The 15514-nt window shown below is 73.4% G+C and carries 16 protein-coding genes; 9 read left to right on the top strand and 7 right to left on the bottom strand.

Annotation, left to right across the window (positions count from 1 at the left end):
* Window positions 1-75 precede the first annotated feature (75 nt).
* The 3 genes from ACIQTO_RS18360 to ACIQTO_RS18350 form a co-directional block, all read right to left on the bottom strand.
* A complete protein-coding gene (locus tag ACIQTO_RS18360) occupies window positions 76-963 on the bottom strand; it encodes a metallophosphoesterase family protein (RefSeq protein ID WP_402388699.1) in 888 nt (295 codons plus the stop codon).
* Window positions 964-1191: 228 nt separating this feature from the next.
* Entirely contained in the window at window positions 1192-1530 is a 339-nt protein-coding gene (locus ACIQTO_RS18355; protein ID WP_402388696.1) for a DUF4190 domain-containing protein, read from the bottom strand.
* Between the two features lie 40 nt (window positions 1531-1570).
* Window positions 1571-1726 carry a hypothetical protein gene (locus ACIQTO_RS18350; RefSeq protein WP_380325133.1) on the bottom strand — a complete coding sequence of 52 codons (156 nt, stop codon included), beginning with the start codon at window positions 1724-1726 and terminating at the stop codon, window positions 1571-1573.
* 112 nt (window positions 1727-1838) lie between these two features.
* Between ACIQTO_RS18350 and ACIQTO_RS18345 the strand changes: the two genes are divergently transcribed.
* The 6 genes from ACIQTO_RS18345 (at window position 1839) to ACIQTO_RS18320 (ending at window position 8703) form a co-directional block, all read left to right on the top strand.
* Window positions 1839-2468: a TetR family transcriptional regulator gene (locus ACIQTO_RS18345; RefSeq protein WP_402388692.1), complete on the top strand. Its 630-nt coding sequence runs from the start codon at window positions 1839-1841 to the stop codon at window positions 2466-2468.
* Window positions 2469-2643: 175 nt separating this feature from the next.
* Window positions 2644-3576, top strand: a complete 933-nt coding sequence (locus ACIQTO_RS18340) for a serine protease (RefSeq protein WP_402388689.1) — start codon at window positions 2644-2646, stop codon at window positions 3574-3576.
* Window positions 3577-3715: 139 nt separating this feature from the next.
* Window positions 3716-5200, top strand: coding sequence for a S28 family serine protease (locus ACIQTO_RS18335; protein WP_402388687.1), 1485 nt, complete (start codon window positions 3716-3718; stop codon window positions 5198-5200).
* Window positions 5201-5412: 212 nt separating this feature from the next.
* On the top strand, window positions 5413-6042 hold the full coding sequence (locus ACIQTO_RS18330; protein WP_402388684.1) for a TetR/AcrR family transcriptional regulator: 630 nt from the start codon (window positions 5413-5415) through the stop codon (window positions 6040-6042).
* Complete coding sequence (locus ACIQTO_RS18325) at window positions 6026-7768, top strand: acyl-CoA dehydrogenase family protein (protein ID WP_402388681.1); 1743 nt, start codon at window positions 6026-6028, stop codon at window positions 7766-7768. The genes ACIQTO_RS18330 and ACIQTO_RS18325 overlap by 17 nt, the downstream gene beginning before the upstream one ends.
* Before the next feature lie 26 nt (window positions 7769-7794).
* Window positions 7795-8703: an amidohydrolase family protein gene (locus tag ACIQTO_RS18320; RefSeq protein ID WP_402388679.1), complete on the top strand. Its 909-nt coding sequence runs from the start codon at window positions 7795-7797 to the stop codon at window positions 8701-8703.
* Here the strand turns inward: ACIQTO_RS18320 and ACIQTO_RS18315 are convergent, their stop codons facing one another.
* On the bottom strand, window positions 8704-9513 hold the full coding sequence (locus tag ACIQTO_RS18315; protein ID WP_402388677.1) for an inositol monophosphatase family protein: 810 nt from the start codon (window positions 9511-9513) through the stop codon (window positions 8704-8706).
* 119 nt (window positions 9514-9632) lie between these two features.
* On the opposite strand from ACIQTO_RS18315, the gene ACIQTO_RS18310 reads away from it, so the two are divergent.
* Entirely contained in the window at window positions 9633-10715 is a 1083-nt protein-coding gene (locus tag ACIQTO_RS18310; protein WP_402388675.1) for an Lrp/AsnC family transcriptional regulator, read from the top strand.
* A gap of 207 nt (window positions 10716-10922) precedes the next feature.
* The gene (locus ACIQTO_RS18305) at window positions 10923-11360 is read left to right on the top strand and encodes a hypothetical protein (protein ID WP_387889605.1); all 438 of its coding nucleotides are present in this window, start codon (window positions 10923-10925) and stop codon (window positions 11358-11360) included.
* Window positions 11361-11405: 45 nt separating this feature from the next.
* Here ACIQTO_RS18305 and ACIQTO_RS18300 read toward each other — a convergent pair whose 3' ends face one another.
* The 3 genes from ACIQTO_RS18300 to ACIQTO_RS18290 form a co-directional block, all read right to left on the bottom strand.
* Window positions 11406-12233 (bottom strand): helix-turn-helix domain-containing protein, encoded by an 828-nt coding sequence (locus ACIQTO_RS18300; RefSeq protein ID WP_402388672.1) that lies wholly within the window; start codon window positions 12231-12233, stop codon window positions 11406-11408.
* 32 nt (window positions 12234-12265) lie between these two features.
* Window positions 12266-12748, bottom strand: coding sequence for a DUF2269 family protein (locus ACIQTO_RS18295; protein WP_402388669.1), 483 nt, complete (start codon window positions 12746-12748; stop codon window positions 12266-12268).
* A 194-nt stretch (window positions 12749-12942) separates the two neighbouring features.
* Complete coding sequence (locus ACIQTO_RS18290; protein ID WP_402388666.1) at window positions 12943-13653, bottom strand: 4'-phosphopantetheinyl transferase family protein; 711 nt, start codon at window positions 13651-13653, stop codon at window positions 12943-12945.
* 283 nt (window positions 13654-13936) lie between these two features.
* Between ACIQTO_RS18290 and ACIQTO_RS18285 the strand changes: the two genes are divergently transcribed.
* Window positions 13937-15358 (top strand): choice-of-anchor A family protein, encoded by a 1422-nt coding sequence (locus ACIQTO_RS18285; RefSeq protein WP_402388665.1) that lies wholly within the window; start codon window positions 13937-13939, stop codon window positions 15356-15358.
* Window positions 15359-15514 lie beyond the last annotated feature (156 nt).

Genomic DNA, 15514 nt, shown 5'->3' with positions numbered 1-15514 from the left:
GGGTGTGGAGCTCAGCTGGGGCTGGTGCTCAGCAGTGGCTGGTGCCCAGCCAGGTCCGGTGCTCGGCCCGGGTACTCAGCCGTCCTGAGGGAAGACCTGCCGCAGCAGCGGGTCCGGCAGGCCGCGGCGGTGCCACTCGCGCGGGTAGCCCAGCGAGACCTCCTCGAAGCGGACGCCGTCGTAGTTGGTCACCCGGGGGATGTGCAGATGGCCGTAGATCATCGCGGCGGTGTTGAACCGCCGGTGCCAGTCGGCCGTCAGTTCGGTGCCGCACCACTGGGCGAACTCCGGGTACCAGAGGATCTCGGTGGGGTGGCGGACCAGCGGGTAGTGGTTGACCAGGACCAGGGGAAGCTCCGGGTCGCAGGCCGCCAGCCGCTTCTCGGTGAGCCGGACGCGCTCGCGGCACCAGGAGTCGCGGTCCGGGAACGGGTCCGGGTGGAGCAGTCGCTCGTCCGAGCAGACCACACCGCTGTTGTACGCGGCTTCCAGCGACTCCTTCTTGGTGGTCGTGCCGGGAGCCCGGAAGGTGTAGTCGTACAGCAGGAAGAGCGGTGCGACGGCGACCGGTCCGCCGGCGCCCTCCCAGACCGGGTACGGGTCCTCGGGAGTGACGACACCGAGGCGGCGGCAGAGCTCCACCAGGTACTCGTAGCGGGCGACGCCGCGCAACTGGACCGGGTCGTCGGGGTGGGTCCACAGCTCGTGGTTGCCCGGGGCCCAGATCACCCGGGCGAAGCGCTCGGCGAGCAGGCCGAGGGACCACTCGATGGTGGTGCTGATCTCGGCGATGTCACCGGCGACGATCAGCCAGTCGTCGGGGGAGTCGGGTTGCAGCTTCGCCACCAGGTCGCGGTTCTCCTGGTAGGAGACGTGCAGGTCGCTGACCGCGAGCAGCCGGCCTGCCCGCCCGGGGCCTCCCGTCCGCCCCGACTGCGCGTCACTCTGGTACTCGGTCGTCACTCCAGCCCCCATGTCGTCACCCGGCCGATGTCGCCACAGTACGGGGGCGGACGGGCTTCGCGCCGCAGGTTGGCTGGATCAGTCGTTCGAGCGGCTCGGTTCCGCCGTTGGGTCGGGTGCGTGACCGTCGGAGCGGACTGTGCGGGTGGTCACGGCGGCCACGGCGGCCGGAGCGAGCTGTCGGGCCGCGGGTGCCGAGCTCGCGGGCGCGTGCTGGCCGACGCCGGCTCAGTCGCCGATCTGCCAGAGCGTGCCGTGGCCGGCCACCGTGGTGACGGCGAGGACGGCCAGCCCGGCGATGCCGAGGGCGAGGCCGAGTACGGCGCGCCCGCGGCGACGGGTGCCGCGGACCAGGGCGAGCGTGCCGAGGGTGATGGCGAGCGGGCCCAGGACGATGTTGAAGAGGAGCAGACCCGGCAGGCCGAGGAGGAAGGAGGCGACGGCCAGGTCGTCGGCCTCGGCGGCCCGGCGGCGACGCCGAGCGGCCGTGCCGGTGGCAGTCCCCGCGTCGGTGGCACTCCCCGCACCGGTGCCGATGGAGGAGGAGGTGGTGGTGGCAGTGCTCATGACGGCGGCGGTCCTTCCGGGACGGTGACGCGGTGACGGGTCAGCGTTGCCGCAGGCGGGCGATGCCCTCGCGGGCGCCGAACGCGAGCAGCCAGGCGGTGATGGCGGCGGAGGCGGTGAGGAAGACCGGGAGCGAGGTGTGCGCGGCGGCGCCGATGAGGACGCCCATGGCGACCAGGGCGGTGAGCAGGATCATGGCGGGTCCTTCCGGCGGCTGCCACCGCCTTGGGTTTACAAGTGTTCGCTGAATCCTCCGCCACTCTACGCCGGGCTGGCCATTTTCGGCAAACACTTGTTTACTGAATGGCGTGAGTCACACCGTTGGGGCCAGACAGGCCCAGAAGCAGCAGAGCCGGCGCGCATTGCTGGACGCGGGGCTGCGCCTGTTGGCCGATCAGAACCTCGCGAGCCTCGGTGTCCGCGAGGTCACCCGGGCCGCCGGGTTGTCCCCGGCCGCCTTCTATCGTCACTTCCCGGACCTCGCCGCGCTCGGGGTGGCCCTGGTCGAGGAGTCGCTGGCCAGCCTTCATGTGATGATCCGCTCCGTGCTGGCCGAGGCCGGTGGTTCCGAGGAGCTGATCGACCGGGCGGTGGACGTCATCGAGCGGCATGTGCGCGGACACCGGCCGCATGTGCGCTTCCTGGCGCGCGAGCGGCACGGGGGTGTGCGGCAGGTGCGGGAGGCGATCGACGTCGAGCTCGGACGCTTCGCCGCGGAGGTCGGCGAGGCGCTCGCGCTCCAGCCGGTGTCACGCGGATGGAGTGACGAGGACCTGCGGATGCTGGCCGAGCTGTATGTCGACCACATGGTCTCCACGGCCGCCGCCCTGCTGGAGGCCCAGGAGGGCGACCCGGCCCGCGAGCGGCGCATCGCGGCCACCGCCCGGCTCCAGCTCCGCCTGATCAGCCTCGGTCGCCGCCACTGGCAGGGCGGTTGACGGCACCAGGGGCGCGTCGGGGGTGCCTCGGGGTGTGTCGGGCGCGCGTTCGTAGTGCGGTCGGGTCGGGGTGCGGGGGCACCCTCCGTGCCTGGCCTCCTCGGGGTGGTCGGACTCTTGACATCTCGTCATGTCCGCGCCAGTTTTGGTGCACCCCCACAACGAGAGGTCTCTCATGAAGAAGCCGCTCATAGGCATGTTCGCCGCGCTCCTGTTCGCCGGGGCCACCGCCCTCGCCGGTGCCCCCGCCGCAGTCGCCTCCTCGCCGGCGGGAGCACAGACCGCTCTGGCGCCGACCGCCCTGACGCAGACCGGGCCCCTGGCGCAGACCGACGCCCAGTCGCAGGCCCCGTCCCAGGACCAGCAGGCCCTGGCCGCCGTGAACTTCGCCGGGACGGTGGCGCTCAGCAACTGTTCCGGTTCGCTCGTCCGGCTCCCGAGCTCCGCCGCGACGGACCCGGCGCTCATCCTCTCGAACGGCCACTGCCTGGAGAGCGGGTTCCCCGGTCCCGGCGAGGTGGTCGTCAACCAGTCGTCCAGTCGCACGTTCTCGCTGCTCAACGGCGCCGGCTCCAAGGTCGCCACACTGCGCGCGACCAAGGTGGTCTACGGGACGATGACCGACACCGATGTGTCGATCTACCAGCTGAACACCACCTACGCCGCGATCCAGTCGAGCTACGGGATCGCCCCGCTGACCGTGTCCGCGAGCCACCCCGTCCAGGGCACCTCGATCAAGGTGGTCTCCGGGTACTGGAAGAAGATCTACTCCTGCTCGGTCGACGGCTTCGTCTACCGGCTCAAGGAGGGTTCCTGGACCTGGAAGGACTCGGTCCGCTACACCTCCAGCTGCAACACCATCGGCGGCACCTCCGGCTCCCCGGTGGTCGACGCCGGCACCGGCCAGGTCGTCGCCGTGAACAACACGGGCAATGAGGACGGGCAGCGCTGCACGGACAACAACCCGTGCGAGGTCGACCAGAACGGCGTGGTGACCGTCCGCCAGGGCATCAACTACGCCCAGGAGACCTACGGCATCCCGGCCTGCTTCGCCGCCGGCAACCGCCTCGACCTCACCCGGTCCGGCTGCACCCTGCCCCGCCCCTGACCGGCACATCTTTCCCCGGTGGGCCATCCGCGATCCGCGGGTGGCCCACTCGGCCGTCTACCGGACGGCCGCCTGTCCGGCGGTCGGGCACCGACTGCCGGAGAGTGTCGAACAGTTCCGTTGACCCGATGGAGAGTTGATGTCCACCAAGCTCAGAAGGCTACTGGTCGCCGTCCTGCTGATGCCGCTGCTCGGTCTCGGCCTGGCGACGCCCGCCCTGGCGGCCGGCGCCGAGGCGGAAGCCGTCGCGGCCGGAAGCTCCGCCGGAGGCTCGGCCGCCGACGACCCCGCGGCCGACATCAAGGACCGCCTGGCGGCGATCCCGGGGATGACCGTCACCGAGGAGAAGCCGACCACCACCGGCCACCGCTACTTCCTGCTCACCTACACCCAGCCGATCGACCACTTCCGCCCGTGGCTGGGCACCTTCCAGCAGCGGCTGAGCGTGCTGCACCGGGGCTACGACCGCCCGACCGTCTTCTACACCAACGGCTACACGCTCGGCACCAACCCCTCGCGCACCGAGCCGACCCGGCTGACCGACGGCAACCAGGTCTCGATCGAGTACCGCTACTTCACGCCGTCCCGCCCGGAGCCCACCGACTGGACCAAGGCCGGCATCCAGCAGGCCGCCACCGACTCGCACCGGATCATCACCGCGCTGAAGCGGATCTACCAGCGCGCGTGGCTCTCGACCGGGGCCAGCAAGGGCGGCATGTCCTCGACCTACCACCGCCGCTTCTTCCCGGACGACGTGGACGGCACCATCGCCTACGTCGCGCCGAACGACGTCGACGACCGCGAGGACTCCGCCTACACCGAGTTCTTCCGGACGGTCGGGACGCCGGAGTGCCGCGCCGCCCTCGCTGCCACGCAGCGTGAGCTGCTCGTCCGCCGGGACCGCCTGGAGGCCCGCTACGCGGCCGACAACGCGGCGGCCGGCTCCACCTTCACCACCACCGGCAGCGCCGACCGTGCCTACGAGGCGGGCGTGCTCGACGCCGTCTGGACGTTCTGGCAGTACAGCACCGAGGCGGACTGCGCCAGTGTCCCGGTGGCGGCCACCGCCACCGACGACCAGCTGTACGCGTGGTTCGACAGCCAGTCCGGCATCACCGGCAACAGCGACCAGTCGCTCGCCCGGTACACCGCGTACTACTACCAGGCGGGCACCCAGCTGGGCTCGCCCTCGTTCGACGTCTCGGACCTGAAGGGCCTGCTGCACTACGACTACAAGGAGCTGTACTCGCCGCGCACCTACGTGCCGAAGAGCATCCCGATGCGCTTCGACCCGTCCGCGATGCGCGACATCGACCGCTGGGTGAAGCACTCCGCCGAGCGGATCATCTTCGTCTACGGCCAGAACGACCCGTGGGGTGCCGAGCCGTTCCGGCTGGGCCGGGGCAGTGAGGACAGCTACGTCTACACCGTGGCCGGGGGCAACCACGGCTCCAACATCAGCAAGCTGAAGGCCGACGAGTCGGCCCAGGCCACCGCGAAGGTGCTGGAGTGGGCCGGTCTGGCCGACCCGGCCGCCGCCCCTTCCCTCGCCCAGGCCCAGCAGATCCCGCCGTTCGGGCCGCTGGACGAGGAGGGTCTGAAGCTGGAGTGTCACCGGCTGTAGCGCGGCCGGCCCGACCGGGGCCGCACCGCTCGGGCCGAATCACCCGGGGCCACCCGTCGCAGGCGCGGCGGGTGGCCCTTCGGCGTCCACGCCCACCGGGTGCCCTGCCGGCGACGGAACGCGGACGGCGGAACGCGGAAGGCGGCGAGCGGCCGACGGAGAGCGTTGTGCGCCCCCTCCCCGAAGCAGTGAATCGGTGCTTCAATGCTTTCATGGCCTACCGACGCACCCCCGCCGTACAAGCCCGTCTGGACGCCCAGCGCGAGGCGGTCCTGCAGGCCGCGGTCGGGTTGCTCGCCGAGCGCGGCTACGGCGGCTGCTCGATGGCCGCCGTCGCGGACCGCGCCGGGATCGCCACCGGCAGCCTCTACCAGCACTTCGCCAACAAGGCCGAGCTGTCGGTGGAACTGTTCCGCCGGGTGGTCACCCGGGAGATCGACGCCGTCACCGAGGCCGTGGCCCGCCACGAGACCCCGCGGCAGCGGATCGCCGCCGTGGTCGAGACCTTCGCCGCCCGCGCCCTGCGTGCGCCCCGGCTCGCCCATGTGCTGCTGGTCGAACCGGCCGACGCCTTCGTGGACGCCGAACGCCTGGTGTTCCGGCGGGCGTTCCGCGATGTGATCGCCGTCGAGATCGCCGCGGCCGTGGCGGCCGGCCAGCTGCCCCGCCAGGATCCGGAGCTGACCGCCGCCGCGCTGGTCGGCGCGGTCGGCGAGGCACTGGCCGGCCCGCTCGCCGCGGCCCACGCACCCGTTTCCGGGGATGCCCTGCCCGAGGTGGTCCCCGCCCTGGTCTCCTTCACCCTGCGTGCCCTGGGAGGACGCGATGACAGCGACGCCTGACCCGACCACCCCCGACCCGGCCGCCCACCCCGAGGCCGCCCACCCCGGGGCCGCCCCCGCCGGGGTCACCCCCGCCGAGACGGCCGGCACGGCCCCCCGGACGCACGAGGTCACCAACCAGGTGCCCCTGCCGTTCGGGCACGACACCGCCGCCGACCCGGCCCTGCTCGCGGCCCTGCACCGGTCCGGCGCCGGCTGGGCCGAGGCCGAGCTGCACGAGCTCGGCCGCCTGGCCGGCTCCGAACAAGCCGCCGAATGGGGCCGGTTGGCCAACGAGTACCCGCCCGTGCTGCGCACCCACGACCGCTTCGGCCACCGGATCGACGAGGTCGAGTTCCACCCGCACTGGCACGACCTGATGCGCACCGCCGTCGGCCACGGTCTGCACGCCGCCCCCTGGCGGGACGGCCGGCCGGGCGCGCACACCGCCCGCGCCGCCAAGTTCTTCGTCTGGAGCCAGGTCGAGGCCGGCCACACCTGCCCGATCTCGATGACCTACGCCGCCGTCCCCGCCCTGCGCGCGAACCCGGAGCTGGCGGCCGAGTTGGAGCCGCTGCTGGCCGCCACCGAGTACGACTTCGGGCTGCGCGAGCCGCGCGGCAAGCGCGGGCTGATCGCCGGCATGTCGATGACCGAGAAGCAGGGCGGCTCGGACGTCCGGACCAACACCACCACCGCCGCGCCGCAGGCGGACGGCACCTACCGGCTGACCGGCCACAAGTGGTTCACCTCGGCGCCGATGTCGGACCTCTTCCTGACGCTCGCCCAGGCTCCGGGCGGGCTGAGCTGCTTCATGCTGCCCCGCGTCCTGCCGGACGGCACCCGCAACCGCCTCCACCTCCAGCGGCTCAAGGACAAGCTGGGCAACAAGTCGAACGCCTCTGCCGAGCTCGAGTACGACGGCGCGGTCGGTTGGCCGGTCGGGGAGGAGGGGCGGGGGATCCGGACCATCATCGAGATGGTCAACATGACCCGCCTCGACTGCACCGTCGGCGCCGCGGCCGGCATGCGCCTGGGGGCCACCCGGGCGGTCCAGCACGCCCTGTACCGGCGGGCGTTCGGCAAGGCTCTGGTCGACCAGCCGCTGATGCGCAACGTGCTCGCCGACCTGGTGGTGGAGTCCGAGGCGGCCACCACGGTCGCGATGCGCCTCGCCGAGGCCACCGACCGGGCGCTCGCGGGGGACGGGACCGAGGCGCTGGTGCGCCGGCTGGGGCTGGCGGTCGCCAAGTACTGGGTCTGCAAGCGCGGTCCGGCGCACGCCGCGGAGGCGCTGGAGTGCCTCGGCGGCAACGGCTACGTCGAGGAGTCCGGCATGCCCCGGCTCTACCGCGAGGCGCCGCTGGTCTCGATCTGGGAGGGCTCCGGCAATGTCGCGGCCCTGGACGCGCTGCGCGCCATGGTCAAGAGCCCCGAGACCGTCGAGGCCTTCCTCGGCGAGCTGGACGCCGCCGCCGGTGCGGACCGCCGGCTCGACGCCGCCGTCGCCGAACTCCGCAAGCAGCTCACCGACCTGAGCGATCTGGAGTACCGGACGCGTCGGCTGGTCGAGGCGATGGCGCTGGCCTTCCAGGGCTCGCTGCTGGTGCGCCACGGCGACCCGGCGGTGGCCGACGCCTTCTGCGCCTCCCGCCTCGGCGGCGACCACGGCGCCGCCTTCGGCACCCTGCCCGCCGGCCTCGACGCCGGCGCGATCATCGACCGCGCCCGCCCGGTGCCGGCGTGAACGGCGGACGAGACGGCGGTGCCGGCGTGAGCACGGAGGAGACGGTGGAGGCGGACGAGGCGGCGGAGGTCCGCGGCTTCTGGCGGGCCCTCGGCCTCCCCGGCCTGATCGACGTGCACACCCACTTCATGCCGAAGAACGTCCTCGACAAGGTGTGGGCGTACTTCGACGCGGCCGGTCCGCTCGTCAACCGCCCGTGGCCGATCACCTACCGCGTCGCCGAGGCCGAACGCGTCGTGCGGCTGCGGGAGTTCGGCGTCCGGGCGTTCACGTCGATGCTGTACCCGCACAAGCCGGGCATGGCCTCCTGGCTGAACGCCTGGGCCGCCGACTTCGCCGCCCGCACCCCGGACTGCCTGCACACCGCCACCTTCTTCGCGGAACCCGGGGCGCCCGCCTACGTGGCGCGGGCGGTCGAGGACGGCGCCCGGGTGTTCAAGGCGCACCTCCAGGTCGGCGGGTACGATCCGGCGGACCGCGGGCTGGACGAGGTGTGGGGGCTGTTGGCACAGACCGGGACCCCGGTGGTCGTCCATTGCGGATCCGGGCCGGTGGCGGGCAAGTTCACCGGCCCCGGCCCGATCGGCGAGGTCCTGGACCGGCACCCGGGGCTGGTCCTGGTGGTGGCCCACCTCGGTATGTCCGAGTACCGCGACTTCCTCGACCTCGCCGAGCGCCACCCGTCCGTCCGGCTGGACACCACCATGGCGTTCACCGACTTCGTCGAGGCCGAGGACCCGTTCCCGCGCACCGAACTGCCGCGCCTGCGCGCGCTCCAGGACCGGGTCCTGCTCGGCAGCGACTTCCCCAACATCCCGTACCGGTACGTCCACCAGTTGGAGGCCCTGGCCGGCGCCGGCCTGGGGGAGGAGTGGTTGCGGGCCGTCTGTCACGACAACGCGGCCACGCTCTTCGGCCTCGACCCGGCGGGCTGATCACCGCACCGTCCGCAGGACCTCCAGCACGTCCGCGTGCAGCCCGGGCGCGGCGGCGAGGAAGCTGTCGGAGCGGGCTGTCCAGGCCGCCCCGGTGGTGTCCGTCACCGTCGCGCCCGCCTCGGCCGCGATCAGGGCGCCCGGCAGCAGGTTGCCGGCGTCCGCCCCGTACTCCCAGAACAGCGCCAGCTGGCCGGAGCCGACCTGGGCGACCTGCAACGAGGTCGGCCCGAGACCGCGGATCGCCGGCACCGCGCCCAGGACCGCCGTCAGCGACTCGCCCGCGCGGCGCAGCGCCACCGGGTCCGCGGCCACCAGCGGCGGCTGGGCGGTCCCGGCGACGGCCGCCGGCAGCTCGCGCTCCAGCGGCGCGACGGGCCGCCCGTCCAGCTCGGCGCCGCCGCCTCGTACCGCGCGGAAGGTCCGTCCGCCGAGTTCCGGGGTGTGCACCACGGCCAGCACCGCGACGCCGTCCCGGACCAGGGTGGCGGTGACCGCCCACTGCGGCTGGCCGAGCAGGTACTGCACGGCGCCGTCGGTGGCGTCGCAGAGCCACCACTCGCCCTCGGCCGGTACCGTGCCCGTCAGCTCGTCCGTCACCCAGCCGGCCCGCGGGCGCAGTTCGCCCAGCCGGGCCCGCAGCCGGGCGGCGGCCGGGGCGTCCACCTCGGCGAAGCGCGCCATCAGCTCCTCGACCGTCCGTCCGGGGGTCGGCTCGGCGGGCCGGGTCGCCGCCAGCCGCGCGCCGACCTCGCGCACCGCCGCCTCGACCCCGGGCAGCAGTGCCTTGAGCTCCTGTACCTCGTCCATGGCCGTTCTCCGATCCGTCGCGGGCCGGCGGGCTCTCCCCGGCCGTGCAGGACAAGGAGTACCGTCGGTGCTGCCGAACAGGACGGACAGCTGACCGTTGATGGCGGAGAACGGACATCATGGACCTCTCGACTGCTGATCCGGACACCGAGCTGGACCTGCTGGACCGCCGGCTGGTCTGCGCCCTGCAGGTCGACGGCCGGGCCGAGACCGGCCGGATCGCCGAGGTGCTCGGCGTCTCCGCCCGGACCGTCACCCGCCGGCTGGCCCGGCTGCGGCAGGCCGGGCTGCTGCGCGTGGTCCGGATGCCCGAGGTCGAGGACGCGGCCGTCGGTGCGCTGCTGCTGCGGGTGCGGGTGCTGCGCGGCAAGGTCGACACCATCGCGCAGGCCCTGGCCGATCGTCCGGACGTCCCGTTCGTCGACGTCATGCTCGGGGGCCAGGAGGTCGGCGCGGTGATGCTGAGCGACGCCGGTTCCCGGGACCGGCTGCTGTACGGGCAGTTGCCCGCCACCGCCGCGGTCACCGAGACCACCACACACGCGGTGCTGCACTCCTTCTCCGACGCGGGGCAGTGGCAGGCCGGCTACCTGGACCAGGCCGAGGTGGCCGCCCTGACCCCGCCCAAGCACGAACCCGAACCCGAACCCGAGCACGAGTCCGAGCACGAACCCGAACCCGAGCACGAGTCCGAACCCGAGTCCGAGCCCGCCGCTCCCGCGGCCCGGTCCCGGGGGAATCCTCCGCCCGACGCCCTCGACCGGGCCCTGCTCGCCCACCTCTCCGTCGACGCCCGGCAGTCCCACGCCGTCCTGGCGGCCGCCGTCGGCGCCCCCGAGTCGACCGTCCGCCGCCGGGTGCACCGGCTCGCCACCGCCGGTCTGCTCCGCACCCACGTCACCGTCGATCCGCGACTGTTGGGCATGGCCGTGGACGCCAACCTCTGGCTGGACGTCCCGCCGGGCCGGCTGGCCGAGGTCGGCGCGGCGCTGGCCCGCCACCCCCAGGTGCACGGGGTCTTCGCCACCAGCGGCCCGACCAACCTGCTGGCCACCCTGTTCTGCGCGGACCACGGCGGCCTCTACCGCTTTCTGACCGACACACTCGGCCGGCTCGGCGTCGACCGCGCCGAGACGGCGATCGTCGCCCGCGCGGTGAAGCGGGCGGGCGTCCCGTTGCAGCGTCCACGGCCACGGCCCTGAACCAGGCCCGGCTCACCCCTTGAATCAGCCCCGGTTCACCCCTGAACCAGGCCCCGGCCCACGTCCGGTCCGACGCCGATCCAGCCGCTGACCTGGGCCATTACCTCGGAGGTAATCGACGCTCCGGGCCCGTCCGGGCAGAGTGTGGAGCACCCGGTCGCGCCGACCGCACCGGGATCCGACCACTCTTCCGGAGGCTGATCCGCCATGCCCGCGAACACCCTCGCCGCCGCCCGCCCCACCTCCGCCGCCGACCGGAAGGGCCGGCAGGACCTGCGCCGCTTCCTCGCCCTCGACGCCCTGGTCAGCGGTGGCAACGGCCTCGCCTACCTGGCCTTCGCCGGCCCGCTCGGCGACCTGCTCGGTGTCGGCAGCTCCACCCTGGTCGAGCTGGGCGCCGTCCTCGCGGTGTTCGGTCTCGCGGTCGGCGTCCTGGCCGCCCGCCGTCGCCCGGCCCGCCTCGCCGTGCAGGCGGTGATCGACATCAACGTGGTCTGGGCGGCGCTCAGCCTGGTGGCGATGGCGGTCTGGCTGGAGCCGAGCACCGCCGGGCTGGTCTGGATCCCGGCGCAGGCCGGCACCGTGCTGCTGTTCGCCGCCCTCCAGTTCACCGCCCTGCGCGGCCTCGACCGGGCGGCCCGCTGACGATCGGCGACGTGACCGGCCCGGCGGCCTCGACCCGGTGGCCCGCTAACGATCGGCCGGTACCGCCGCCCGCAGGAACGCGACCGTCTGCGCGTCGGCCGGGAGGAAGGTCTCCAAGGCCAGCTCGGAGACGGTCACGTCCATGGGTGTGTTGAAGGTCGTGATGGTGGAGAGGAAGGACAGCACCTGCCCGTCGACCGCCACCCGCATGGGCAGGGCGAACGGGAACAGTTCGGTGATGTCCTCCTCGGGCTCGTCGAAGGCCGACTCCGGCTCGGGGTAGGCGAGGACCTCGTCGAACAGCGCCCGCAGCGGCTCCGAGCGGACCCGTGAGATCTGATGGTCCATCCGCTCCAGCAGGTGCCGCCGCCACTGCCGGAAGTTGACGATGCGGGGTGCCAGCCCCTCGGGGTGCAGGGTGATCCGCATGGCGTTGAGCGGCGGTTCCAGCAGGTGCGGGGCCACGCCGGAGAGCAGCAGGCCGAGCGAGCGGTTGGCCGCCAGTACCCGGAAGGTGCCGTCGACCACCACGGCCGGGTACGGGTCGTGCGAGGCCAGTAGCCGTTCCATGCCGGCCCGCAGCGCGTCCATCGCCGGGTCGTCCAGCGGCGTCTCGGGGTAGTGCGGGGCGTAACCGGCGGCCAGCAGCAGGGAGTTGCGCTCGCGGACGGGGATGTCCAATTGCTCCGCGAGCCGCAGCACCATCTCCTGGCTGGGCCGGGAGCGCCCGGTCTCGACGAAGCTGATGTGCCGGGCCGACGAGTCGGCCCGCAGTGCCAGTTGCAGCTGGCTGAGCTGTCGCCGCTCGCGCCAGCCGCGCAGCAGCGCCCCCACGCCCGTCCCCGTACCGGTGTCGATACCCGCTGTCGTCATGACAGGACGGTACTCCCGGCGGGGTCGCCCGGTCAGGCGCCGGTGGTCGAACCGGGGCGGATGATCATCAGGACGACGACCACGGCCCAGAGCAGGTTGAACACCCCGGCCGTCATCGGAAGCAGTCGCAGGCCCTGGACGGCCTTGCCGTGCTCCGGGGCCTCGGCGTCGAGGCCGAGCGCGTCCACCGCCGCCTGCTGCCCGGGCAGGACGAACAGCAGCAGGGAGAGCGCCGCGAGCGCGGTGAGCACCATCGAGACGATCAGCCAGGACTGCCCCAGCACGTCCATCACCTGGGCGACGCCGATGCCCATCACCGGGACGGCTATCCCGAGCAGCGCGTAGACCTGGGTGATCCGGTGCAGCAGGCGCAGGGTGCCGGCCTCGGCGGCGCGGTCCGGCCCACCGGCCAGTGCGGCCCTGGCCCGGCGCGGGAACATGCTCACGGCCACCGCCACCGGCCCCACGAACAGCACCGAGGCGAGGACGTGCAGGCTCAGCAGGAACTTGGCCATGGCGGGGACACCCTTTGATCCAACGGGGGCTGCGCGCCGGGGACGCGGCACGGGCAGCCGGGGCGACCGGTTTCCGCGCCCCGAGCAGGCACGCTAACACCCGCTTATCCGGGCCGCCGTCGCCCGGGTGGAGCCACCGTTCTCGCGGGGCCGGTCGCCCCCGGGGGGCCCGTTCGTGGGACCCGGCCGGGTGCTCAGCCCGCCGGCGGTGTCAGCACCACGACCCGCGGTTCGGTGGTGCTCACCACCGAGACGACCGCTCCCAGCCGGGCGTCCGCCCAGTCGAGCAGGTGCAGGTCCTGGTGGCGGCTGCGCAGCGGCCGGTCCGCCGGCACGTCGAGCGGCAGGGCGGAGAGGTCGACGGTGGCGAGGGTGTCCAGGCCGGCCCGTCCGAGCTTGATCAGCGACTCCTTCCGGACCCACAGCCGCAGGAACGCCTTCCCGGGCTCCGGGTGCGCCTCGACCTGTCGTAGCTCGGCCGGGCTGAGGACCCGTCCGGCGACGTCGAGGAGCGCCCCGCTGCGGTCGGTCAGCTCGACGTCGACGCCGACCGGCTGGTACCCGGCGGCGGCCGCGACGACCCCGCGGGTGTGCGAGAGGCTCACCTGGACGTCCGGGTGGTCCGGCAGGTAGGGCCGGCCGTGGTCGCCCTTGCCGCAGTCGGGGCAGTTCTGGGCCAGCGTCAGCCCGGTGACCGGCACGCCGAGCAGCCGGGCGGCGCAGAGCCGGACCAGGATGTGCGCGGCGGTGAAGTCCACCCGCCCCGACGCGTGGCGGAAGCGTGCGGCGCGCTCGCGCTCGACGGTGGTGAGCAGGTGTTCGCCGGCTTCGGGGTGCCGCAGGACATCGGCGCTCGCCGAGACGGCGGCGAGCGGAGCGTGCGGGTCCTGGTCCTCGGGAGTCATGGAGCCAACCTAGCGGGGGCCGACGGGAGCGCGGTCGCCCGGACTGCTTGGGATCGGTCCTGATGGTCTGTAGGGTGTGGATCGTCCGATTTGGTGTTGGATGTACCGGATGTATCGGATATCGGCTGGGATCAACTGAAACGCGGCAGGTTGTGCGACCTGCCGCGTTCTCTCTGCGCGGAGGAATGTGTCGATGGATCAGGGCATTGGCTCGTCGGATCTCAGAACAACCGCCTCGACGATGCCGCCGGCCGCCCGTAGGCGCCGGACGGTTCGGCTGGCGGTGGCGACCGCCGTCGCGGCGCTCCCGATGGCCGCGGCGCTGACGGTGGGCTCGGCCGCACCGCTGGCCCCGCCGCTGGGGGCCTGCTCCGGGCCCGACTGCCCGGCCACCTGGCCGTCACCGCCGCACAACGGGGACTTCCCCGGGCGGGACGCCTCGATCAACGTCTTCACCGGTGGCGACTACACCGTGAACGGCCGGGCCGCCGAGGCCGAGGGCAAGGTCGTCACCCTGGGCGACCTCACCATCGACAAGAGCCAGGGCGGTGGCGCCTTCAACATGGGCGTCGTCGGGGTCGGTTCGCGGGTGGTGCCGCCCAACGGCAGCGACTTCGTCACCGTCGGCGGCAACGTGGACGTGAGGACCGGCAACCAGATCCTCATCGGCGGCAGCGACTCCCACGGCCCGGCCTTCGGCAACCTGCGCTACGCGGGCACGCTCACCGGCACCGTCAGCATCGACCCCACCGGTCAGGCGATCCAGGATCCGGACGCCGCCGCGCCCTACCAGGCGGTGCTGACCCAGATCGAGGAGGTCTCGGCCTGCGTCGCCAAGGCGACCGCCACCGGCACGGTCACGGTGACCAGCAGCGAGGCGACCTTCGCGGGCGACGGGACCAGCATGAAGCAGGTCTTCAACGTCACCCAGAACCTGGGCTCGGCCACCCAGCAGATCGGACTGGTCTTCGCCAACATCCCGGCCGGCGCCACCGTCGTCGTCAATATGCTGGGGGCCGCTCCGATCATCAACACCTACACCGGCACCGGCCTGCCCGGCGACCAGACCACCGAGATGCGCTCCAGGCTGATGTGGAACTTCCCCACGTCGACCAACGCGCAGATCCTCGGCAGCGCGCAGTTCCAGGGCTCGGTCATGGCGGGCAACGTGGGCGGCACCACGACCATCGCCCAGCCCGGCATGAACGGCCGGGTGTACCTCGCGGGCAACCTGATCCAGACCGGCAACGGCGGCTACGAGATCCACAGTTACCCGTTCGACGGGGACCTGCCGGACTGCGTCGTGACGCCCAGCCCGACGCCCACGCCCACCTCGCCGTCCCCGACCTCGCCGAGCCCGACGCCGACCTCGCCGTCCCCGACCTCACCGACCCCGACGTCCCCCAGCCCCACGCCGACCTCGCCGTCCCCGACCTCGCCGACCGTGTCGCCCACCACTCCGGCGCCCAGCTCGTCGAGCCCGGCCCCGACCGGCCCGACCACGCATCCGACCGGTCACCGGCCCACCGGTCACCGGCCGACCAGTCACCTGCCGGCTCCCGGCTCGTCGACCGGTGGCGGCGGTGAGCTGCCGTCGACCGGCGCGGGCAACGGTCCGCTGGTGTTCGGCCTGGCCGGCGTCGGTCTGCTCGGCCTCGGCGGTCTGGCCGTCCTGGCCGCCCGCCGCCGCGGCCGCCACAGCTAGTCCCAGTCCGGCGGCGCCTCGGCGCCGGACCACCGTCGGGGGGGCCCGGGGCCCCCCCCCCCCGGCCCCCCCCCCGCCGGGGGCCCCCGCCCCCCCCCGCGGGCCGCCCCCCCCCCCCCCCCCCGCCGGGGCGCCCCGCCCCCCCCCCCCCCCCGG

Source organism: Kitasatospora sp. NPDC091207, from assembly GCF_044768625.1.
Classification (GTDB): Bacteria; Actinomycetota; Actinomycetes; order Streptomycetales; family Streptomycetaceae; genus Kitasatospora.
This window is presented reverse-complemented; position numbering and strand designations above follow the sequence as displayed.

Excerpts from the sequence above, each read along its gene's own strand:
- ACIQTO_RS18355 (WP_402388696.1), bottom strand. The coding sequence starts at position 1,530 with ATGAGCACTGCCACCACCACCTCCTCCTCCATCGGCACCGGTGCGGGG.
- ACIQTO_RS18350 (WP_380325133.1), bottom strand. The coding sequence starts at position 1,726 with ATGATCCTGCTCACCGCCCTGGTCGCCATGGGCGTCCTCATCGGCGCC.
- ACIQTO_RS18340 (WP_402388689.1), top strand. The coding sequence starts at position 2,644 with ATGAAGAAGCCGCTCATAGGCATGTTCGCCGCGCTCCTGTTCGCCGGG.
- ACIQTO_RS18335 (WP_402388687.1), top strand. The coding sequence starts at position 3,716 with ATGTCCACCAAGCTCAGAAGGCTACTGGTCGCCGTCCTGCTGATGCCG.
- ACIQTO_RS18330 (WP_402388684.1), top strand. The coding sequence starts at position 5,413 with ATGGCCTACCGACGCACCCCCGCCGTACAAGCCCGTCTGGACGCCCAG.
- ACIQTO_RS18325 (WP_402388681.1), top strand. The coding sequence starts at position 6,026 with ATGACAGCGACGCCTGACCCGACCACCCCCGACCCGGCCGCCCACCCC.
- ACIQTO_RS18315 (WP_402388677.1), bottom strand. The coding sequence starts at position 9,513 with ATGGACGAGGTACAGGAGCTCAAGGCACTGCTGCCCGGGGTCGAGGCG.
- ACIQTO_RS18310 (WP_402388675.1), top strand. The coding sequence starts at position 9,633 with ATGGACCTCTCGACTGCTGATCCGGACACCGAGCTGGACCTGCTGGAC.
- ACIQTO_RS18305 (WP_387889605.1), top strand. The coding sequence starts at position 10,923 with ATGCCCGCGAACACCCTCGCCGCCGCCCGCCCCACCTCCGCCGCCGAC.
- ACIQTO_RS18300 (WP_402388672.1), bottom strand. The coding sequence starts at position 12,233 with ATGACGACAGCGGGTATCGACACCGGTACGGGGACGGGCGTGGGGGCG.
- ACIQTO_RS18295 (WP_402388669.1), bottom strand. The coding sequence starts at position 12,748 with ATGGCCAAGTTCCTGCTGAGCCTGCACGTCCTCGCCTCGGTGCTGTTC.
- ACIQTO_RS18290 (WP_402388666.1), bottom strand. The coding sequence starts at position 13,653 with ATGACTCCCGAGGACCAGGACCCGCACGCTCCGCTCGCCGCCGTCTCG.